Here is a 21,143-nt window from a genome sequence, read left to right on the forward strand (position 1 = left end):
CCTCTATCGCAATCGCTTTCCGGATTCGGGATCGAACAGGTACACCCGCTCCGGCGGGGCGGACAGCGTGACCGCCTGGTGTGCCTCGAAGTTCTCGTATGACGGCGTCTCGACCAGGAGCGGGGCGTCGATACCGTCCACATCGAGCGCTGCCCGGCCGAACTCCATCAGGTGCTCGAAGTAGCGGACCGTCCCGGTCAGCCGTCCCGGGGCGACCGGTCCGACGACTATCCGGCTGTCCTGCGGGCGGACGCCGACCGTGACCCGCTGACCATCGACCACCCCGGATGCGGCCACAGGCAGTGTGCCGCTGCCGATTTGGACAACGGTATCGGCGCCGTCGCGCCGGACCACACCGTCGATGACATTGATCTGCGGCTCACCGACGAACCCGGCGACGAAGAGATTGGCCGGATCATCGAACACCTCATCGGGCGTGCCGAACTGCTGGATGAGCCCGCCGTCCATGACGGCAAGCCGATCCGCGAGGCTCAACGCCTCCACTTGGTCATGGGTGACGACAATGGTGGTGTAACCGAATTCGCGTTGCAGCACCTTCAACTCGCGCCGCACCCGTTGTCGCGCCGAGGCGTCCAGGTGCGAGAGCGGCTCGTCCAGCAACAGCACCGGCGGATTGCGGACCAGCGCCCGGGCCAACGCGACGCGCTGCTTCTGCCCGCTGGACAGGCTCGCGGGACGCAGGTCGAGCAGGTCCTGCAGTTCCAGCCGATGCGCGATATCGTCAACCAGTTGGTCGGCGCCGGCGATCTTGCGCGCCTTCAGCCCATAGCTGAGGTTTTGCCGAATCGACAGGGGAGGATAGAGGGCGTAGCTCTCGAATCCCACCCCGACGCCTCGTTTTCCGGGTGGCAGATCGGTGATGGTGCGCTCGCCGATGCGGATGCCGCCGCTCGTCACCGTCTCGAGTCCGGCGATCATGCGCAAGGTGGTCGTTTTGCCGCAGCCCGACGGGCCGAGCAGGGCGACCAGCTCGCCGGGTTCGATGTCGAGCTCGATGCCCTTGACGGCCTGGAAGCTTTCCCGGCCGCGTGCGGAGTAGGTCTTGGTGAGGCGCTCGAGGGTCAACCGCTGCGCGACCGACTTACCGCCGTTGGTCTCGACTGTCATTGCCGCTCCTCGGATTTGACTGCGGCTGCACCGAGACGGCGACTGTCGCTGCCGGGTTCGCCGGGTTCGAAGATGTGCACGTCGGCCAGCGATACCGTCACCACGACACCGGCGCCCTCGCGGATGTGCGGACCACCCGGGGACAGTGCGATCAGCGAAGTACCGCCGACATCGACCGATACCTCGACATTGCGGCCCAGCCGCTCGGTGAGGGTGATCGTGCCGGGCAGGTTCGCCACGCCGGGCGCGTGACTTTCCCGGTCGGCGACCTCGATATCGCACGGTCGAATGCCCAGGCGTGCACGGCTACTCGCGCCCGATCCGACGCCGGCGGGCACCGGAATGCCGATACCGCTTCCAGGCACACGCAGCACACCGTCCTCGACGGTCGCCTCGACAATATTGATCTCCGGCTGGCCCAGCGCCTTCGCGACGAAGGTGTCGACTGGCCGACGCCAGATTGCTTCGGGTGTGCCGACCTGCACCAGCTGTCCGTCGCGGAGAATAGCGATCCGGTCGCCCAGCGCCAGTGCCTCCTGGTAGTCGTGCGTGACATACACCGTTGTCGTATTCGACATGCGCCCCAATTCACGAAGTTCCGCACGCATGGCGGCGCGCAGCTTCGCGTCGAGATGCGACAGCGGCTCGTCGAGCAGATAGACGTCCGCGGGCCGGATCAGCACCCGACCGAGCGCTACTCGCTGACGCTGCCCGTTGGACAGTTCGCGGGGAAACCGCTGGTGCAGATGGTCGATCCCGAGTGTCGCGGTGACCGCATCCACTCGCTCCCGCTGCTGGGCTTCGGAGTACCTCCCGGTCCGTCCGGAGCGCAACGGCGAGGCGAGGTTCTGCGCCACTGTCTGCTGCGGATAGAGCGCGTAGCTTTCGAACGCCATCGCCACATTGCGGTGGTACGGCTCCACTTTCGTCATATCCGTATCGCCGATGTGCACCGAACCGCTGTCTACCTCGATCAGTCCGGCGATCGATTTCAACGTCGTCGTCTTGCCTGCGCCGGACGGGCCGAGGACGACGAAGAATTCACCGTCGGCGATATCGAGCGATACGCCCTCGATGCCGACCGTCTTCCCGTAGTGCTTGGTCAGTTCGCTGATCGTCAGGTGTGCCATCAGGACTTCACCGCCCCGAAGGAGAGTCCGCGCACCAGGTACCGCTGGATGGTGAGTGCGAGTATCAGTGGTGGTAGCGCTGCGATCACCGCGGCGGCTGCCGTGAGGTTGTAGTAGGCCTGGCCGCCGCCGCCGAGGAATTTCGTGATCGCCACGGTGACGGTACTGGCGTTGTTATCGGCCAGGATCAGCGGAAATACGTAGTTGTTCCAGGCGAAGATGAATGCGAGCAGCGCCGCGGCGGCGATGCCCGGGCGCACCAGCGGCAGCGCGATCATCACGAAGGCCCGCCGCCGGGTGTAGCCGTCCAGCAGGGCAGCCTGTTCCAGATCTTCCGGCAGATCCTGGAAGTAGGACCGCAGGATCCAGACCACCAGCGGCATCGTCACCAGTTGCAGCACCCACACCATGCCGAGCTTGGTGTCGAACAGGCCGATCTGGTTGTAGATGACGAACAGCGGCACGATCACCATCAACTCGGGGGCGAACCGGAACGAGAGCATCGTGAACATCAGGTCGTTGGAGCCCTTGTACTGCCAGCGGCCCGCCGCATACGCGGCAGGGATGCCGATGACCAACGAGACGAGCACGGCCCCACCGCAATTGATCAAGCTGGTGATCAGCGCGGACTTGAAGTCCACGCTGGTGAGGTCGGTGCCCCGATGGCTCAGCACCGTGCCGAAGTTCTCCAGGGTCGGGCTGAACTCGAAGTACGTGGTGGTCTGCGCTGCCGGAGTCTTCAACGCCAGCAGGAACATCCACACGATCGGGAACAGGGAGAAGACGAACCAACCGATCAGCGCCAGGTCCGCGCCCACCGAAGCCGGCGTGAATCGTCGCTGTCCGGGTAACAGTTCCTTGGCCATGATCTACGACTCCGCTCCAGCGGCGCGACGCTGCGCCTTTCCGAGCACGCTCACCAGGAGACGTGCGGTGATGAACACGATCACCCACAGCAGGAACATGTAGGTGCTGCCGCGGGAGTAGTCGAGGTTGATGATGGAGTCCTCGAAGGCGCCGATCTGCAGGGTCCGCGTCGCTATGCCGGGCCCGCCGGCGGTGAGCACGTACACGGCGTCGAAGACCTTGAGGTTGTCCATGAATCGGAAGATGACCGCGACCAGGATGTAGGGCCACAGCATCGGCAGCATGAGCTTGCGGAACATGTAGAACCAACTCGCGCCGTCCACCGCGGACGCCTCGAAGGGTTCCTTCGGCAGCGACCGGATCCCGGCGAGCACCAGGATCGCGACGAACGGTGTGAAGATCCACAGATCCACCAGGATCACCGACCACATCGCGTTGTGGCTGCTGAGCCAGTCGAACGTGGAGCCGAGGCCCAATACATGGTTGAGCACCCCGAACTGCGGGTTGAACATCAGCTTCCAGATCACTCCGGCGATTACCGGCGCGATCATCAGGGGCAGGATCAGCACCTTCTCGAAGATCCGCCCGATAAGGCTGGACCGGTTGAGCAACAAGGCTATTCCGACACCGACGAGAGTTTCGACGACGGTGGCCACCACCGCGAATGTCGCGGTGACGCGAACGCTGCTCCAGAACTCGACGTCACCGAGCACGCTGACAAAGTTGCGCAGGCCGATGAATACCGGATTCGGGTTCACCGCAGCGTAATTGAGCACCGAGTAGTACGCGCCGATCACGAACGGGTAGAGAATCCCGATCACGATCAGCACGGCGGGAACGGACAGCAGGTACGGCCGTAGCTTGCGTCGCCATCGCGGAACCTCCGGAGCGGCAGGAGAATCCGCTCGGCTCGGGATTTCCGGGTCCGCCTGCGCGGGCGGACGAACGGACTGGGTGGTCATCTCCACCTCCCTTTCTTCGACCCACGTCGGGTCAGAGATTGACCTTCGACGTACAGGTCTTGGCCAGACTGGCCAGCCGTGACCGGGCGTTCGCGCCGCCGTAGATGTCCTGCAGCGCGACTGCCCAGTTCTCGGTGGTGTCGAAGAACTTCTTCTGCGGGGTGAACTGGATCTTCGAGCTGCCGATCACCGTCTCGAATGCCTCCAGGTAGCCCGGCATACCACCGAGCTGCTGCTTGAACACGCCGTCGAACACCGACTTACGCACGGGATCGGCAAAGATGCCGCCCTGCACGGCTTTCGAGAGTGCCTCCTTACCGGTGACCCACTGGATGAACAGCCAGGCCGCGTGCTTGTGCTCGGACTGCGCGTTCATCGCCAGCGACCAGGTCCACAGATTCGTGTTGTAGTTGCCGCCCGGTCCGGCCGGGCCCGGATACCAGGCGATATTGCCGGCCTGCGCGCTGGCCCCCTGCTTGTTCTTCGGGTAGGTCGCGCTGTCGGCGTCGTAGACCATCATCGCGGTGCCGTCACCGAGATCGCCGGTGGCTTGCGGATAGTCGTAGGTTGTCCACGACGTCGGCCCGGCGAGATGCTGCATCTCGATCCACTTCTTCGTGAAGTTCACCGCGGCCTCGGAGTCCATGGCCGCCTGTAGCTCGCCGCCGGAGAGTTCGTAGTCCTTGGCGCCCTCCCGGGAGAATTGGGTCATGAATCCCGGGTGGATGGTCGCCCACGACTTGGATCCGCGGGTGGCGATTCCGTACCTGTTCTGCGAGCGGTTGGTGAGATCGACGGCGAGCTGGATGAAGTTCTCGAACGTATCCGGCAGGGTGATCTTCCGCTGGTCGAAATAGGCCTTGTTGTAGGCGACCACGTTGTTCTCGAAGCCCCATGGGATCGCCCATTGTCCACCGCTGCCGAGCGGGCTGCCGAGGTTGAAGTCCCAGCGGGTGGAGGTGCGCAGGCCCGCGTAGATGTCTTCGAAGTCGTACTCGTCGCTGGTTGCCGACGAGTTCGCGAGCCAGGGCGCGAGATCCTCTACCCAGCCGGGTGGACCGTATTGCCAGATGAAGTAGGCGCCCAGCATGAACACATCGTGTTTGCCGGTACCACCGGCCAATTCGGTATTCAGTTTGGTGAAGTAGTCGGCCTCCGGTACCAGGTCGGCGTTGACCGTGATCCCGGTCAACTGGGTGAACTCGGCGAGCAGTGGCTGCAACGACTGTTGGTAGGGGTGCGGTGTCTGCAGCAGGTTCAAGGTGGTGCCCGCCGCGGCGCGCCAGTTGAACGGCCCGCTCACCTCGCCTGCGCCGTTGGTGGCAGCGAAACTGCCGCCGACACCGCAGGCCGAGAGCACCGGGAGAGCCGCAGCCGTGGCACCGGCAATACCCATGGTGCGCAACAAGTCCCGGCGCGAAAACTGATGTTCGCTCATATGTCTGTTCCTCATCGAACTTTTCTCGGCCGGTCAGGACGGGATCAGCGAAACCTTGACCGATTCGGTTCCGCTGGCCACCAGATCGAGGCCCATCTGAAAGTCGCTGAGCGGCAACTGATGTGTGCAGATCTTGTCCATCGGCAGCACGCCCGACTCGAGCATTCGGATCGCCGCGGGCCAGCAGTGCGGACCGAGGTGCGCGCCGCGCACGTCGAGTTCCTTGTCGTCGCTGATGATGCTCCAGTCCACGGTCACAGCGCTGCCGAAAACGCCGTACTCGACGTAGGTTCCCAACTTGCGCAACAGATTCAGGCCCTGGGGCACAGCAGAGGGATGCCCGGTGCCCTCCAGATAGACATCCGCGCCGTAGCCGTCGGTGAGATCCATGACGATCGCCTCGGCATCCTGGTTGCGGATGTCGATCGCGATATCGGCGCCACACTCGCGGGCCAGCGCCAACTTCTCCGGTGCCATATCGAGGGCGATCACGTGGGCCGGGTTCTTCGCTCGCGCACCGGCGACCATGCCGAGACCGATCGGACCGCAGCCCGCGATCACCACGACATCGTCGAAGGTGATACCGGCGCGCTCGACGGCATGCAGTGAGCACGACAGCGGTTCGGTGAATGCGGCGTGTGCCGGTGGAAGGTCCTTGGACACTTTGTGGACCAGCGCCTCGACCGGATAGACCATGTACTTCGCCATCGCCCCAGGGGTGCGGCGCTTGAAGCCGTAGATGTCGTGTGGCTTGCACATGTGGTACTGCCCACGCAGGCAGTAGCGGCATTTCCAGCACGGCACGATCTGCTCGGAGACCACGCGGTCACCGACTTCGACACCCCAGCGGGCGGCACCTTCGGCGTCGATCCGCACGATCTCGCCGACGAATTCGTGGCCTGGAATCACGCCCGTCTCCGCCCAGGCGGGGCGGTTCTCGTCGCCCCAGAACTTGGCCGCACCGTGATAGCACTTCAGGTCGCTCGCGCAGATCCCCACTGCCTCAACCCGAACCAGCGCTTCGCCGGGCCCGGGAACCGGAACGAGAACCTCTTCCAGCCGGTAGTCCTCGGGACCGTGGCAGACCACCGCCTGCATCTTCTCCGCCATCACCACTGCCCTTCATCATGTGTCGCCGATCACAGTAACCGACCGCGAAAGCATTTGTCCAGAACCGATGTTCAGTGAACTATTGGTGTGAACAGATGTGCAGTGGAATACTTCAGGCATGCACAGCAGCTCCGACGCTCCGGCGCCGACGACCGCCGAGAGCGGCCACTTCGCGCCGTCCCTGCTATACGCGGCCGCGAAGATGTACTACGAGGAGGAGGCCACTCAGGCCGAAGTCGCCCGCAAGCTCGGCACCAGCCGGGCGACGGTGAGCAGGCTGCTGTCCCAGGCTCGCCGCGAAGGCATCGTCCGCATCGAAGTCCGCGAACCGCGTGCCGACGATCACGGCGGTCTCGCAGACCGCCTCGCCGCGGCGATCGGGCTGCAACGGGTTTACCTGTCCGCGCCGCTACCGGCCCCGACCTCGGCCAAGCCGACCGTCGAGGTGATGGGCGGCTACCTCGCGCCCGCGGTCTCGCGCGCACTGTCGGACGTCGGGCTGATCCCTGGCGATGTGCTGCTGGTTTCGTCGGGGCGCACCGTCTACGAGGTGGCGCAGTTCGACCTCGAACGCATTCCCGGCGTACTCGTCGCACCCACGGTCGGCGGTAACGACCAGCCCGAGGAGTGGTATCAGACCAATGAGATCACTCGGCTGATCTCCAACAAACTCGGCGGCCGGCCGAACTACCTGTTCGCGCCCGCGCTACCCGGGCCAGACCTCTACAACACCCTGCATGCCGATCCGTCCATTCAGCGCGTGCTGGACCTGTGGCCGAGGGCGCGCTGCGCACTCATGGCAGTCGGCGCGCCGCCGCTGCTGCGTGACGACATCCCGCAGTTCGTTCCCACCACCTCCGAGTCGTTGCGCGAAGCCGTCGGAGATGTGTGTTCGCGGTTCTACAACCGCGCGGGCGAACCCGTCGACTTTCCCGGCAGGGAACGGTTGATCGCCGTGGAGTTGTCTGTGCTGCAACAGATTCCGGTGGGCATCGCGGTGGCGGTCGGTGCCGATAAGGTGGCGCCGATTCTCGCCGGGGCGCACGCCGGGTACTTCAACCAGCTCGTGACCGACCCCTTGACCGCACAGCAGCTCATGGGGAGCCGGTGAATTCGATCCGTCTCGAGGGGAAGCGAGTACTGATCACCGGCGTCGACATTCCGATCGACGGAGGTTACACCGTCAGCTGAGCCGGGCCAGCCGATGCACCTGATCGCGAGTCGCCGGATACAGCTCTCGCCATATCGCGTACAGCTCGTCGTATCGCTCGCGGTGCACCGGATTCGGCGGGACCTCGCGCGCGATGCGCGCCCAATCCGTTTCGGGCGCAACCAGCCCCACGCCGATCGCGGCCAGCAGTCCGTCACCGTAGCTCGCGCCGATGGCCTGCTCCGGCAGCAGTTGGGTCAACCCGGTGATGTCGCTGAGCGTCTGTGCCCACACCGGGCTCCGCAGTCCGCCGCCTACCCCGACCGCCCGCGTGACCGGCGAGTCGGCATCGTCGAACATCTCGAGAATCTGGCGGATACCGAACGAAATCCCCTCGTACGCGGCGCGGAACAGGTGGCCACGCCCGTGCCGCAGGGTCAGCCCGGCCATGACGCCGCGAGCATCCGGATCGAATACCGGGGTGCGTTCGCCGGCCAAGTACGGCAGTACCACCAACCCTTCCGAGCCGGGCGGCACGGCCGACGCCTCGGCCATCAGCTTGTCGAAAGGCGCTCCTCCCGTGACCTTCTGCAACCAGTTGGTCAGGCTGCCCGCGGTCGAGGTGCCCGCGGCGAGCGCGTACGTGCCCTGCTGGACACCGGTCGTCGTCCACAGTGCCGGGTTCGTGTGAAACTTCTCCAGAACCTGCACCAGGAACATCGTGGAGCCGTACATCAACATGAGATCACCGGGATGCCGTACACCAACGCTGAATGCCTCGGCATAGGCATCCACGGTGCCCGCCACCACCGGTGTGCCTCCCGGGATCCCGGTCTGCGCGGCCGCCGTGCCGGTCACCGCACCGACCACTTCGGACGGCCACACCAGCCGGGGCAGCGGCAGCGAGCCCAGAATTCGCCCAGCCCACTCGGCATTCCAGTCGAAGTCGCGAATCGAGTACAGCGGGTCGCATTGACTCGCCGTGTGGTGGTCCTGGATGTATTCGCCGGTCAGCTTCGCCACGACAAAGGAATTCGAGCCGTACCAGCGGCGCGCACGGGCGAACACCTCCGGTTCGTTCTTGCGCACCCATTCGACCTTCGGGCCGACCGCCTGGCTCGATAGCGACTTACCCGCCCGCGTGAGGATCTCCTCCGCACCGAACAGTTCGGTGAGTTCGGCGATCTCGGCCGATGCCCGAGTATCGATGCCGTACAGGATGGCCGGACGCACCGGCTCCAGGTGCTCGTCGCACAACACCAGGCACGGGCCGACGCCACTCACGCACATTCCGGCGATCCGCGACCCCTGCGGTACGGCGTCCATCAGCGCGCGGCTGATCGTGCACACTTCGGCCCACCACATGCCCACCGCATCGACCTCGGCCCAACCCGGCCGCGGCAACGATATCTCATGGCCGACCTGATGCTCGGCGACCACCGTTCCATCGGGCCGCACAAGTACGCCCTTACTGCTCCCCGTCCCCATATCAATACCAACAAGCAGATCCACGGACGTCAGCCTATGCGCTTCGCGCCGAACCGCAGGCCGGACCGAAGAACCACACTACGATCCGCAGCTATTGGAGGTGATCGGCTCGATCTCGGCGGCGGCATTCGCGGCCGCCCCCATCGTCCGGGCCGACTAGCTAGCCCGAGACGATCGCGACGGCGTCGATTTCGACGAGCATCTCTTCGCGGGGCAGGCCGGTGAAAACTGTGGTGCGGCTGGGCAGGACGTCGCCGGTGGTGTTGGCGGTGACGAATTCGCCGTAGGCGTCGTTCATGATGGTGAAGTCTTCGCGTTTGGTCAGGTAGACGCGCAGCATCACCACATCGTCGAAGGTGGCGCCACTCGCCTCGACGATGGCCTTGACGTTCTGCAGAGTCCGAATCGTCTGGGCGGCAACATCACCCGGGAAGAGGTACGCACCGGTCGCCGGGTCGACCGGGCCCTGGCCCGAGACCTGGACGAACGGGCCCTTGCGCACGCCCTGGGAGAAAGTGTGCGCCGGTGCGGGTGCCTTGGAGGTGCGGACGGCGATCTTGTCGCTCATGGTTACCCTTTCGTGGCGGTGAAGGTAGCGGTGCGGCCGGGAGTCCAGCCGAGTTCGGTGGAGATGGCCTCGGCCGCCGCGCGGACCCGTGGCAGCTCGGCCAGCACCTGGTCGTGGTCGAGCAGCATGTCCGGTACCGACATCGACACCGCCGCGACCACAACGCCGGTGCCATTGCGCACCGGGACGCCGATGCAGTTGACGAAGCTCTCGTGCTCCTCGTGATCTTCCGCATAGCCCTGTGCGGCAACGAGTTCCAGCTCCATCAGGTAGCGCTCGGGGGTGCGGATGGTGCGGTCGGTGAACTTGCGGTAGTCGATGCGGTCCGCGATGGTCCGCCAGTCCGCGCGCGGCTGCGCGGCGACGAGCACCTTTCCAACGGCCGTGCAGTGCAGTGGAGCGGGCCGCCCGATTCGCGAGTACATCCGCACGCTCTGGATCGCGTCGAATTTGTCGATATAGATCGCATCGCCCGATTCATAGGTGGCGAGGTGAATCGTCTGGCCGGTAGCGGAATTCAGCGCGCTCAGGTGCGGGCGTGCGAGGGTGCGGACGTCACGCTGCTCCAAGGCCCGGTTCGCGAGCTCGAAAAGCCGTGAGCCCAGAACGTATTGGTGCTGGCTGTCATGAGTGACGAAGCGCTGCGACTCCATGGTCTGCAGCAGCCGCAACACGGTCGACTTGTGCACGCCGAGTTCACCAGCCAGCTGATCCAGCGACCGTGTGTCCTCCCCGAGCGACAGCAATATGGTCAACGCGCGCAACAAGCTTTGGCTCATGACTCCGCCTCGCTGACGTTCGGCTCCGTCATCGCCACGGACGCTGTGTCTTCGATTCGCTCGCTCATGACGCCACATTCTCGGCTACGACATCTCTGCGGTAATGCACACGCCCCCAAGCGGACTCATCGAGCTCCGCCAGGGCGGCCAAGGTGCGCGGTGCAGGCAGTTCCGCCACATCACCGGTCCCGGTCAGCGCCGCTGCCGCGCAGAGATGTCCGAAACGCAGGCGCTGCGCCAGCGGACGCCCGTGCAGAAGCGCGGCCAGGTAGCCGCCCGCGAACGCGTCACCCGCACCGATCCGTTCGGTGACCTCGAGTCCGAGCGCGGGCACCTCAGCGCGCTGTGCGCCGAAGAATCCGGTCACCGAATGCTCATTGTTCTTGACCACCAGGTGTTCCGGCTCCGGGAACAGCACGCGCAATCGGTCGGGGTCGTCGGTGCCGAAGACCGCGCCGGCCTCGTCCGCGCCGAGAAAGACCACATCGCAGCCCCGTACATGGCGGGCCAGCACGTCGGCGGCCTGTTCGATCCGTGCGGCCCACAGTGCCGGACGGTAATTCAGGTCGAAGCTCACCAGCCTGCCGCGACGGGGCAGTGCGACAAGGGCTTCGGTGAGTCCGGTCGCCGATGCCGAGAGTGCGGTGGTGATGCCGGTGAAGTGCACGAGTCCGCAGCGGTCGAGCAGTCCGGCCGCGGCGCTGGCCGCGAGATTCGCGGTGGACAGCGCGCTGGCGGCGGAACCGGTGCGGTAGTACAGCATTCGGCTGGCTCGTTCGGCCAGATCGGTCGCTCTGCCCGAGCCGCTGCCCCGCTCTTTCACATAGACGGCGGTCGGCCGCGTGGGATCGATGACGACCGCGGACACATCCACCCCGCGGGTGGCGAGATGTCCGGTGAGATATCGGCCGAACCCGTCGTCGCCGACCCGCGAGATCCAGGCGGCGTCCACCGCGAGCTGGGTGAGCACGGTGGCCACATTCGCCTCGGCACCGCCCGCGGTTCGCTCGAAGTTCTCCGAGTCCTCCAGCGGGCCGGGGCGCGCCACCAGTACGGCGAGCCCCTCACCGATGGTCACCGCCCGTGGGCGGGGCGACGTAGTCGACGACGTCACATCGATCTCCCTTCTGCCCTTGCGGCCACCGGCCATCCAGTGCAGAATAACCACACAAAACACGATGCGCAACAAGCGTTGCAAAATATGCAATGCGTGGAGGATATGACTCGGCGGACGCGATTCCGCGGGAAGGAGCGACGTGGCGATCGACGAGAAAGCCGTTGCCGCACTGGCGGATCGGACGCTCGGCCCCGAGCACAAGGGTCTGCCGCCCGCCGCATGGGGCCGCACCGTGCGGGAGTTCCTGGACGCCGCGCCGCACCTCGACGAGTTCGAAACCCCGGTGCTGACCGTCGATCGCGCCGCCGTCGCAGCGAATGTCGCGGTGATGGCCGACTGGGCGGCGGCCGCGGGCGTGCGCCTGGCGCCGCACGGAAAGACAACGATGGCGCCGCAGCTATGGGCGCAGCAGTTGGCGGCAGGCAGCTGGGGCATCACCTTCGCCACCGTGTGGCAGGTGCAGGTGGCCCGGTCATTCGGCGTCGGGCGGATCGTGCTCGCCAACGCGCTCGTGGATCCCGTCGGATTGCGCTGGGTCGCCGCGGAACTGGCGCTGGACCCGGACTTCGAGTTCGTCTGCTGGGTCGACAGCGTAGAGACAGTCGCGCTGATGGATGAGCACCTGCGATCGGCACCGGGCGATCCGCGCATTCGGGTGATCGTCGAACTCGGTGGGCCGCACGGACGTACGGGTGCGCGCACGGTCGAGCAGGCGCATGCGATCGCCGCGGCGGTCGGCCACGCCGAACGGCTGACGCTGGCCGGTGTCGGCGGCTATGAGGGTGCGCTCGCCCACGACCGCACCCCGGACGGTGTCGCCGCCGTACGGCACTATCTGGACGAAATCGCTCGTCTGCACCGGGAACTCGCCGCCGCCGGACGCTATACCGAACAGGCGATCGTCACCGCGGGCGGCAGCGCCTACCCGGATCTGGTCGTGGAATGTCTGGCCGGACTCGCCGATGAGCAAGGCGCACAGGGTGTTCCGACCACGGTGGTGTTGCGCTCGGGTGCGTACATCATCCACGACGACGGCTTCTACGCCGGTATCTCGCCGCTGGCCGCGCCGCGCAGCGAGCGCCCGTTGCGCTCGGCGATGCACGGGTGGGCGCGCACCGTTTCCCGGCCCGAGGTGGAACTCGCGCTGCTGGATGCGGGCAAGCGCGATCTGCCCTTCGATGAGGGGCTTCCGGTCCCGCAATTCGTTGCGGGACCGGAAGGTTCATTGAATCCGGCGGCGCATGTCAGTGCGCTCAATGATCAGCACACATTCCTGCGGCTGCCCGGCGGTGCGGCTACCGATCTGCCCGTCGGCAGTGTGGTGCGGCTCGGCCTGTCACATCCGTGTACGGCCTTCGACAAGTGGCGACTGATTCCGGTCATCGATGATGCCGACGCCGAACGGCCGCGCATCGTCGACCTCGTCCACACCTTCTTCTGACGAGCGGCCATGACGGACTTAGTATTTCGCGATATCGATGTCGTAGACGGAACCGGAGCGCCACGCTTCCGGGGCGATGTCGCCATCGATCGTGGCCGGATCAGCGCGATCGCCGCGCCGCGCACGATCGCCGAGGCGGCGCGGTTCATCGATGCCGAGCCCGGTGCGGTGCTCGCCCCCGGCTTCATCGATATGCATGCCCACTCCGACCTGCACCTGCTCACCGATCCGGGGCATTTCCCGAAGATCAGCCAGGGCGTCACCACCGAGGTCATCGGACAGGACGGGCTGTCGTATGCCCCGATCGATGACGCCGCCCTGTCGGTGCTGCGGCGTCAGATCGCCGGATGGAACGGCAATCCCACCGACTTGGACTTCTCCTGGCGCACCGTCGGGGAGTATCTGGACCGGCTCGATCAGGGCATCACGCCCAACGCCGCCTATCTCGTCCCGCAGGGCACGCTGCGGCTGCTCGTCGTCGGCAGTGAACAGCGGGCGGCGACCATCGACGAGATCCGGCGGATGCGCGAGCTGCTCGCGCAGGGACTGCGCGAGGGTGCGGTCGGTATGTCGAGCGGACTGACCTATACGCCCGGAATGTATGCCGACACAGGGGAATTGGCGGCGCTGTGTGAGGTGGTCGCCGAGTACGGCGGATTCTATGCTCCGCACACCCGTTCCTATGGGAAGGGCGCGCTGGAGGCGTACGCCGAGATGATCGGCCTGGCCCGCAGCACCGGATGCGCACTGCATCTCACACACGCGACGATGAACTTCGGTGTGAACCGCGGGCGCGCACCGGAATTCCTGGCACTGATCGACGCCGCGCGGGCCGAGGGGTGCGATATCACCCTGGACACCTACCCGTATCTGCCCGGCTCGACGACACTTTCGGCGCTGCTGCCGAGTTGGGCGATGTCGGGTGGTCCGGATGCGGCGCTCGCGCGGATCGACGATCCCGAGGCGCGGGCGCGTATCGCCCTCGATGTGAACGTGCACGGCTCCGACGGCTGCCACGGCGTGACGGTCGAATGGGAGACCATTCAGATCAGCGGCGTCGGGCATGCGGAACTGGGGGAGTGCGTCGGCAAGACCCTCGCCGAAATCGCGGCCGATCGGGGCTGCGCGCCGGTCGAGGTGTTCTTCGACCTGCTGCGCCGAGATCAGTTGGCCACCACCATCCTGCAGCACGTCGGGCACGAGGAGAACGTGCGCGCGATCATGGTGCATGCGGGGCATATGGGCGGCAGTGACGCGCTGCTCGTCGGCGATCGGCCGCATCCGCGCGCGTGGGGTACCTTTCCGCGCTATCTGGGCCACTACGTCCGTGAACTCGGGGTGCTCGGGCTCGAAGAATGCGTGCACCACCTCACCGGGCGGCCCGCCGAGCGGCTGCGGTTGAGCGATCGCGGGCACGTGTTCACCGGGTACGCCGCGGATCTCGTGCTGTTCGATCCGGCGACGATCATCGATACCGCGACCTTCGAGAACCCCAAGCAGCAAGCGCGCGGCATTCGGCACGTGCTGGTCAATGGCGAGTTCGCCATCGAAAACGGCACGCCCACCGGCAAACTCGCCGGGCGTGCGCTGCGGATGGATGCCTCGCGGAAGGAGACATATTGAACGCCGAGGTTCTCAGCGCGATGGAGGTCATCCGCGCTGACCGGGTGCTGAGTGTGGTACGCGCGCCGCGGATTCCGGATCCGGCGGCGCTGGCGGATGCGTTGGCGCGCTCGGGGATTCGTACCTTGGAGCTGACCTTCACGACCCCCGGTGTGCTCGGCTATCTGCGCGCGGCGGCCGAAGCCCCGGGCGCGGTCATCGGTGTCGGGACCGTGCTGCACGCCGATCAGGCCAAGGCCGCGATCGATAACGGGGCGCGGTTCCTCGTCACCCCCGGTGTGCGCGCCGAGGTCGCGGCCGTCGCGGCCGAGCGCGATATTCCGGTCGTGATGGGCGCTTTCACGCCCACCGAGGTCCTCACCGCACTCGACCTCGGCGCCGCCGCGGTGAAGATCTTCCCCGCCAGGGCGCTCGGCCCCGGCTACCTGAAAGACCTGCGCGGCCCCTTTCCCGACGTGGCGCTCATCCCCTCCGGGGGCGTCAACGTTGGCAATGCCGCCGAATTCCTCGCCAACGGAGCCGTGGCCGTGACCGCGGGTACCGATGTCGTGGCCCCATCCGACGTCGCCACGGGCCGATGGTCCGATATCGCCTCGCGCGCGGCGTCATTCGTTCGATCCATGAATTGAGAGGTACCCACGGTGAGGGAGCGCAGCGAGCGAACCATTCCACACAGCGCCGGGTGGCGTATGCCCGGGCCGAGCGTTAGCGAGGCACGGGCATGAACGCCACTGTCGACTGGCTGCGCACCACCACCCCCGGGTTGCTGGTGCTGTGCGGTCTTGCGATTGCCGTACTGCTGTTCGCCATCATCAAGGTCAAGCTGGAGCCGTTCATCGCGCTGCTGCTCACCGGGCTGGGGCTGGCGCTCGCCGCCGGTCTACCGGTGTCGAAGATCGTCGGTACGGCGATCAAATCCGGTGATTCATTGCTGGAGACCGGCTTCGGCAGCATCCTCGGGCATATCGCGGTCATCATCGGCCTCGGCACGGTGCTCGGCGCGATCCTCGAACGCTCCGGTGGCGCGGATGTGCTGACCGGCAAGCTGCTGAGCATCTTCGGTGAGCGGGGCGCACCGATCGCCATGGGTCTGCTCGGGCTCATCTTCGGCATCCCGGTCTTCTTCGATATCGGCATCTTCGTGCTCGCGCCGCTGATCTACGTCGCCGCCAAGCGTGGCGGGCGGTCGCTGGTGCTGTACGCGATGCCGATGCTGGCCGGTCTGTCCATGACACACGCGTTCCTGCCACCGCATCCGGGACCGGTGGCGCTGGGCGGCCTGCTCGAGGTCAGCCTGGGCTGGTTGATCCTGATGGGATTCGTCTGTGGCATCCCGGGATTCATCGCCGCGGGCATCGTCTGGGGTACCTACATCGGCAAGCGGGTGCAGGTGGAGGTGCCGGCCGAATTCCTGATCCGGCCGGAGCACGCGGAATCGGCGAAGGCCGAAGGCCCCGGCACCGCAACCGATCCCGGTGCCACGCGCACCGAGACGAAGGCGCCGCATGTGGCGACCATCGGCGCGATCATCGCCATTCCCTTGGTGCTGATTCTCGGTGCGACCTTCGGAACTCAGTTGCTGGACAAGGACTCCCAGCTGCTGCAGGTGCTGACGTTCTTCGGCACTCCGGCCGTCGCGCTGTTGATCGCGGTGCTCGTCGCCTTCTACGTGCTCGGTGTGCGGCGCGGCTCCAGCGTGCAGGAACTCAGCACGCTGACCGCGGAATCGCTGAAGCCGGTCGGCATGCTGCTGCTGGTCGTCGGTGCGGGCGCGTTCTTCGGAAAGGTCATCTCCGCCACCGGAATCGGCACCGCGCTCGCCGACACCATGTCGGCGGCCGGGCTGCCGGTGATCGTGCTCGCCTACATCATCAGCTGCGGCCTGCGCATCGCCCAGGGCTCTGCCACCGTCGCCATCGTGACCACCGGTGGCATCGTCGCACCGCTGGTCGCTGGGCACGGGTATTCACAGATGTCGATCGCGCTGATCGCCATGTCGATCGCGGCCGGGTCGATCATCCTCAGTCACGTGAACGACGGAGGCTTCTGGATCATCTCGAAGTACTTCAATCTGACCGTGAAGCAGACCCTGCAAACCTGGACGGTGCTCGAAACCGTGCTCTCCGTGGTGAGTTTCGCGGTCGCCGCGATTCTCTTCGCGATCGTCAGCTGAGCAACGCTCGGACTAATCGCGCCAGCCCGGCACGGGATCGAATCCCGGTGCCGGGCTGGTCAATTCATGCGGCACGTCGCCGTCGAGATAGTCGACGAGCAGTCGCACGGCCTCGATAAGATCGCGGCGCAGGTTGCAGCCTGTGCAGCAGGTGTGCGCCAAAGCGGATATGCAGGGTTGGTTGTCAACGGGGAATGCTCGGCGCGTAGGTTGCGGTTGCAGCAGAGGGGACGTCGGGTTGCCTCGGTGCCGTCACACAATGGGGTCGGTACCGGGTGGTCGTCGTGTGGAATGACTGGTGCAGCGGTCGGCGCAGTTCAAAGCGCTTGCGTCGGTGCATGATCAGAGTTGCTGGGCGTATCAGTCGAAGTTGCGGAGTGCGGCTGTGCAGCGGTCGGCTTGGCCTCGAATGGCAGCGACGAGTTCGGGCGGACCGCTGAGCAGCGTGAAGTCGATAAACGTCGAGGTGATCATCCAGACCAGTGTTTCCGGCGTGTCCGCGCCGACGTGTAGTTGGCAACTGTGCTGGTCGACGGCCTCGATGACACCCATGCCGGGCCACACATTGTCCGCGGCATTCTCGGCGGAGGAGTGCAGCAGCACCGTCGCCTGATGCGGCCACGCCAGGGAGGAGAGTCGCATCGAAAGATGGGCCGCCACATCACCTTCCGGGAGTTCACGCGGGGCGAAGCGCGGGCCGGTCGGGATCCGGGGTGTCACGCGGTCGGCTCGGAAGGTGCGCCAATCGCCGCGGTCGACGTCCCAGGCGACCAGGTACCAGTGCCTGCTGAAGTGCACGACACTGTGTGGCTCGACAATGCGGCGGGTGGTCGCCCCGCTGTGCGCGCGGTAGTCGAAGCGCAGCCGCTCGTGGCGCTGGCAGGCCTCGGCGATGGCCATCAACGTATCCGGTTCGACGGTGGCGGCGGGTGCGCTGACGCGGACCGTCGCGCCGCGCAGCGTGCGCACCCGGTGCCGTAGCCGCGGCGGCAGCACCTGTTCGAGTTTGGTCAGCGCGCGCAGCGACGCCTCCTCGATGCCCGCCACGGTGCCGTCGGACGCGCTGCGCAACCCGACCGCCACCGCGACGGCCTCCTCGTCATCGAGCAGCAGCGGCGGCAGCGCGGCCCCGGCGCCGAGCCGATAGCCCGCGGTGCCCTGCGTGGCATGCACCGGATAGCCGAGTTCACGCAGCCGATCCACGTCGCGGCGAACGGTGCGGCCGGTGACGCCGAGCCGTTCAGCGAGTTCGGTCCCGGTCCAGTCGCGGTGGGTCTGCAGCAGGGCGAGCAGTTTGAGTAGGCGCGCGGAGGTCTCCAACACGAGATTCAGCATGCCAGATACTTAGGAACGATCCTGTCCTAAGCGGACCATACCGTGGCTTTCATGAGCAATGAACAGGACATCCGCCCCTTCCGCATCGAGATCCCGCAGGCGCAGATCGATGATCTGCACGCACGGCTGGCGAATACCTTGTGGCCGGACGAAATCCCGGGCGCCGGTTGGGATAAGGGCGCGTCGATCTCGTATATGCGGGATCTCGCCGAATACTGGCGGTCCGGATACGACTGGCGTGCGGTCGAGGCGCGGTTGAACGAGCTGCCGCAGTTCGTCACCGATATCGACGGGCAGCAGGTGCATTTCCTGCACGTCCGCTCACCTGAGGCGGACGCAACGCCGTTGGTGCTGAGCCATGGCTGGCCCGCCTCCTTCCTCGAATTCCTCGATGTGATCGGACCTTTGAGCGATCCGCGTGCGCACGGCGGCGATCCGGCCGATGCGTTCCATCTGGTCATTCCGTCGTTGCCCGGGTTCGCCTTCTCCGAACAGGCGCCGAAGCTGGGCGAGGGCGGGACAGAGCGGTACGCACAGATCGTCGCTGAACTCATGGCGCGGCTCGGGTACGAGCGGTACGGCGCGCAGGGCGGTGACGCGGGGTTCTTCGTGTCCGCTGAGCTGGGGCGCATCGCGACCGAGCACGTCATCGGCATCCATGTGAACGGGCCGATCACGATGCCGTCCTGGGACGGCGGTGAATCCGAGTACAGCCCGGAGGATCAGGCGAAACTCGAGGCGATGACCGGTCAGGACAGCTTCATCCGTTACGACTATGCGGCGGTCCAGTCCGGCCATCCACATTCGCTGGCCGTCGGGCTGCACGATTCCCCCGCGGGGCTGCTGACCTGGATCGTGGATCTGTTCCGACGCTGGACGAATCCGGCGAAGGCGCTGCCCGAGGATGCGGTGGACCGCGACGCACTGCTCACCAATGTCAGCATCTACTGGTACACAAGGAGTTTCGTCTCCTCGATCCGCCTGTACGGCGAATCGAACTCGTGGGGTGTGCCCTCGGCGAACTCGGGTGTCCCGACCGCCGCCGCGATCTTCCCTGGCGATATGTCCATCCGCAAGATCGCGGAGGAGCAGCACAATATCGTCCGGTGGACCGAATTCGATCGCGGTGGCCACATGGCGGCCATGGAAGCGCCCGATCTGCTGACCGCCGACATCCGCGAGTTCTTCCGCTCGCTGCGCTGAACGACGCGCGGGCGGTGTCGGCCTTCTGTACAGGGTGCTGACACCACAAAGGGTGTGCCTCAGCCGCTGGGATCGCGCCTCACGGTGCCAGCGGGCTCGGGCGTCGGTAGCGGTCGGCCATGGCAAAGGCCGTGGCGGCGAGGCGGGCGCGGAATTCGGGTGGGTCGAGGACCTCGCAGTACTCGCCGAGGTGCAGGACCGCGCCGGCCAAGACCTCGTAGGACTCTGAGGGAATGGTCACCTCGACCCAGCCCTCGGAGTCGGGTGGGGTGGCCGAGGCCATTGCCTCGGCCACCGCGGCGGGCTCGTTCAGCAGGCGCAGCAGCCGCAGATGTGATGCCGCGATTCGGCAGCGCGCTCGCACCCGCAGCATGGAGCGCGCGAAATCGTCGGCGGATGCCGACCAATGCTCGGCCAGGTCGAAATCTTCGGGCCGGGTGAATGATTCGCCGGTCTGTTCGGCCGCCGCGATGCGGCTGACGCGATAGGAGCGGACGGCGGAACCGTCGCGCGCGACGAGATACCAAGTCCCGGCTTTCAATACGAGGCCGAGCGGATCCAGTCGGCGCTCGACGGCGCGGTCTTTACGCTGGTAGCGGATGTCGAGTCGCCGGTCGTGCCACAGCGCATCGGCAATCGTTGCGAGCGTGGGTGTTTGGTCGGTTCGGTGGAACCAGCCTTGCGCATCGACATGCACGCGCTCGGCGATTCGCGTTGCCCGGCCACGCAATTCGGGCGGCAGCGCGGCCAGTACCTTGAGCTGTGCGGTCGCCAGCACGGTGCCGAGCCCGAGATCGGCAGCGGCGGCCGGCTGTCCGGCGAGCAACACCGCATCGGCCTCCTCGGTGGTGAGACCGGTCAACCGGGTCCGGTACCCGTCGACCAGCCGCACGCCGCCCGACCGGCCGGGTTCGCTGTAGATCGGCACGCCCGCCGCGGACAGCGCCTCGATATCGCGATAGACGGTGCGCACCGACACCTCGAGTTCGCGCGCCAGCTCCGGCCCCGTGGTCCGGCCGCGGGTCTGCAGCAGCAACAGCAGGTGGACCAGTCGACTCGCGCGCATGATTCGAGATTAGGCATAAAACCTGACAGAAGATGTCAGGTTTAATCCGTACCGTCGAGCTCATGACCACATGGAGCCAGTTCACCGAAGAAGCGCCACATATCGCCACCGTGTTCACGCGTCGACACCAGGCCACCGGCAATCTCTGCATGCTCGGGACCCTGCGCTCCGACGGTTTCCCGCGCATCAGCCCCATCGAACCGCGGATTTTCGAGGGGATGCTGGTAATCGCGGGCATGCCGAACACCACGAAGTTCAACGATCTCGCCCGCGACCCGAAGTTCTGCCTGCATACCGCCACCGTGGACACCCAGGTCGGCGACGGCGACGCGAAACTGTTCGGCACCGTCGTCGACCTGCCGGACCAGCAGGTGCACGCGCGCTTCGCGCAGCAACTGTTCGACGAGAGCGGTTTCGATATCCGCGGCCAGGAGTTCGACCACTTCTATGTCGCGGACTTGACCAGCGCTTCCACCGTCGAGGTCGTCGACGATCACCTGGACATCACCATTTGGAAGCCGGGGCAGGGCGAGCGGGTGGTGCGCAAGCACTGAGCGGTTGGTGG

General features: G+C 66.0%; 19 protein-coding genes. 7 read left to right on the forward strand and 12 right to left on the reverse strand.

All coding sequences use genetic code 11. The features are described from left to right. Positions 1-3 precede the first annotated feature (3 nt). The 6 genes from OG874_RS05185 to eltD are packed head-to-tail and all read right to left on the reverse strand — an operon-like array spanning position 4 to position 6,635. Positions 4-1,128, reverse strand: a complete 1,125-nt coding sequence (locus tag OG874_RS05185) for an ABC transporter ATP-binding protein (RefSeq protein ID WP_330253982.1) — start codon at positions 1,126-1,128, stop codon at positions 4-6. Continuing rightward, entirely contained in the window at positions 1,125-2,258 is a 1,134-nt protein-coding gene (locus tag OG874_RS05190; RefSeq protein WP_330253983.1) for an ABC transporter ATP-binding protein, read from the reverse strand. Before OG874_RS05190 ends, OG874_RS05185 begins: the two co-directional genes overlap by 4 nt. After that, positions 2,258-3,124, reverse strand: coding sequence for a carbohydrate ABC transporter permease (locus OG874_RS05195; RefSeq protein ID WP_330253984.1), 867 nt, complete (start codon positions 3,122-3,124; stop codon positions 2,258-2,260). Before OG874_RS05195 ends, OG874_RS05190 begins: the two co-directional genes overlap by 1 nt. Before the next feature lie 3 nt (positions 3,125-3,127). Next, complete coding sequence (locus OG874_RS05200) at positions 3,128-4,087, reverse strand: carbohydrate ABC transporter permease (protein WP_330253985.1); 960 nt, start codon at positions 4,085-4,087, stop codon at positions 3,128-3,130. 31 nt (positions 4,088-4,118) lie between these two features. Then, positions 4,119-5,525, reverse strand: a complete 1,407-nt coding sequence (locus OG874_RS05205; RefSeq protein ID WP_330253986.1) for an ABC transporter substrate-binding protein — start codon at positions 5,523-5,525, stop codon at positions 4,119-4,121. A 33-nt stretch (positions 5,526-5,558) separates the two neighbouring features. Then, positions 5,559-6,635, reverse strand: coding sequence for an erythritol/L-threitol dehyrogenase (eltD, locus tag OG874_RS05210; protein WP_330253987.1), 1,077 nt, complete (start codon positions 6,633-6,635; stop codon positions 5,559-5,561). Between the two features lie 118 nt (positions 6,636-6,753). Here eltD and OG874_RS05215 point away from each other — a divergent pair, with 118 nt between their 5' ends. After that, the gene (locus tag OG874_RS05215) at positions 6,754-7,746 is read left to right on the forward strand and encodes a sugar-binding transcriptional regulator (protein ID WP_330253988.1); all 993 of its coding nucleotides are present in this window, start codon (positions 6,754-6,756) and stop codon (positions 7,744-7,746) included. Positions 7,747-7,818: 72 nt separating this feature from the next. Here the strand turns inward: OG874_RS05215 and OG874_RS05220 are convergent, their stop codons facing one another. The 4 genes from OG874_RS05220 to OG874_RS05235 all read right to left on the reverse strand — a co-directional run bounded on the left by OG874_RS05220 (position 7,819) and on the right by OG874_RS05235 (position 11,788). After that, positions 7,819-9,297, reverse strand: a complete 1,479-nt coding sequence (locus OG874_RS05220) for an FGGY-family carbohydrate kinase (protein WP_330253989.1) — start codon at positions 9,295-9,297, stop codon at positions 7,819-7,821. Between the two features lie 136 nt (positions 9,298-9,433). Further along, the gene (locus tag OG874_RS05225) at positions 9,434-9,841 is read right to left on the reverse strand and encodes a RidA family protein (RefSeq protein ID WP_330253990.1); all 408 of its coding nucleotides are present in this window, start codon (positions 9,839-9,841) and stop codon (positions 9,434-9,436) included. 2 nt (positions 9,842-9,843) lie between these two features. Then, positions 9,844-10,620 (reverse strand): IclR family transcriptional regulator, encoded by a 777-nt coding sequence (locus OG874_RS05230; protein WP_330253991.1) that lies wholly within the window; start codon positions 10,618-10,620, stop codon positions 9,844-9,846. Between the two features lie 64 nt (positions 10,621-10,684). Beyond that, positions 10,685-11,788, reverse strand: a complete 1,104-nt coding sequence (locus OG874_RS05235; RefSeq protein WP_330253992.1) for a sugar kinase — start codon at positions 11,786-11,788, stop codon at positions 10,685-10,687. A gap of 88 nt (positions 11,789-11,876) precedes the next feature. On the opposite strand from OG874_RS05235, the gene OG874_RS05240 reads away from it, so the two are divergent. The 4 genes from OG874_RS05240 (at position 11,877) to OG874_RS05255 (ending at position 16,974) form a co-directional block, all read left to right on the forward strand. Then, positions 11,877-13,178 (forward strand): amino acid deaminase, encoded by a 1,302-nt coding sequence (locus OG874_RS05240; RefSeq protein ID WP_330253993.1) that lies wholly within the window; start codon positions 11,877-11,879, stop codon positions 13,176-13,178. Between the two features lie 9 nt (positions 13,179-13,187). Then, complete coding sequence (locus tag OG874_RS05245) at positions 13,188-14,801, forward strand: N-acyl-D-amino-acid deacylase family protein (RefSeq protein ID WP_330253994.1); 1,614 nt, start codon at positions 13,188-13,190, stop codon at positions 14,799-14,801. A 20-nt stretch (positions 14,802-14,821) separates the two neighbouring features. Then, positions 14,822-15,430 (forward strand): bifunctional 4-hydroxy-2-oxoglutarate aldolase/2-dehydro-3-deoxy-phosphogluconate aldolase, encoded by a 609-nt coding sequence (locus OG874_RS05250; RefSeq protein ID WP_330257185.1) that lies wholly within the window; start codon positions 14,822-14,824, stop codon positions 15,428-15,430. 92 nt (positions 15,431-15,522) lie between these two features. Next, positions 15,523-16,974: a GntP family permease gene (locus OG874_RS05255; protein WP_330253995.1), complete on the forward strand. Its 1,452-nt coding sequence runs from the start codon at positions 15,523-15,525 to the stop codon at positions 16,972-16,974. A 360-nt stretch (positions 16,975-17,334) separates the two neighbouring features. Here OG874_RS05255 and OG874_RS05260 read toward each other — a convergent pair whose 3' ends face one another. Further along, positions 17,335-18,297, reverse strand: coding sequence for a helix-turn-helix transcriptional regulator (locus OG874_RS05260; protein ID WP_330257186.1), 963 nt, complete (start codon positions 18,295-18,297; stop codon positions 17,335-17,337). A gap of 63 nt (positions 18,298-18,360) precedes the next feature. Here OG874_RS05260 and OG874_RS05265 point away from each other — a divergent pair, with 63 nt between their 5' ends. Further along, positions 18,361-19,512, forward strand: coding sequence for an epoxide hydrolase family protein (locus OG874_RS05265; RefSeq protein ID WP_330253996.1), 1,152 nt, complete (start codon positions 18,361-18,363; stop codon positions 19,510-19,512). 79 nt (positions 19,513-19,591) lie between these two features. Here the strand turns inward: OG874_RS05265 and OG874_RS05270 are convergent, their stop codons facing one another. Next, entirely contained in the window at positions 19,592-20,578 is a 987-nt protein-coding gene (locus OG874_RS05270; protein ID WP_330253997.1) for a helix-turn-helix transcriptional regulator, read from the reverse strand. A gap of 62 nt (positions 20,579-20,640) precedes the next feature. Between OG874_RS05270 and OG874_RS05275 the strand changes: the two genes are divergently transcribed. Continuing rightward, positions 20,641-21,132, forward strand: a complete 492-nt coding sequence (locus OG874_RS05275; RefSeq protein WP_330253998.1) for a pyridoxamine 5'-phosphate oxidase family protein — start codon at positions 20,641-20,643, stop codon at positions 21,130-21,132. The last annotated feature ends 11 nt before the right edge of the window (positions 21,133-21,143 follow it).

This window comes from Nocardia sp. NBC_00565 (assembly GCF_036345915.1).
Lineage (GTDB): Bacteria > Actinomycetota > Actinomycetes > Mycobacteriales > Mycobacteriaceae > Nocardia.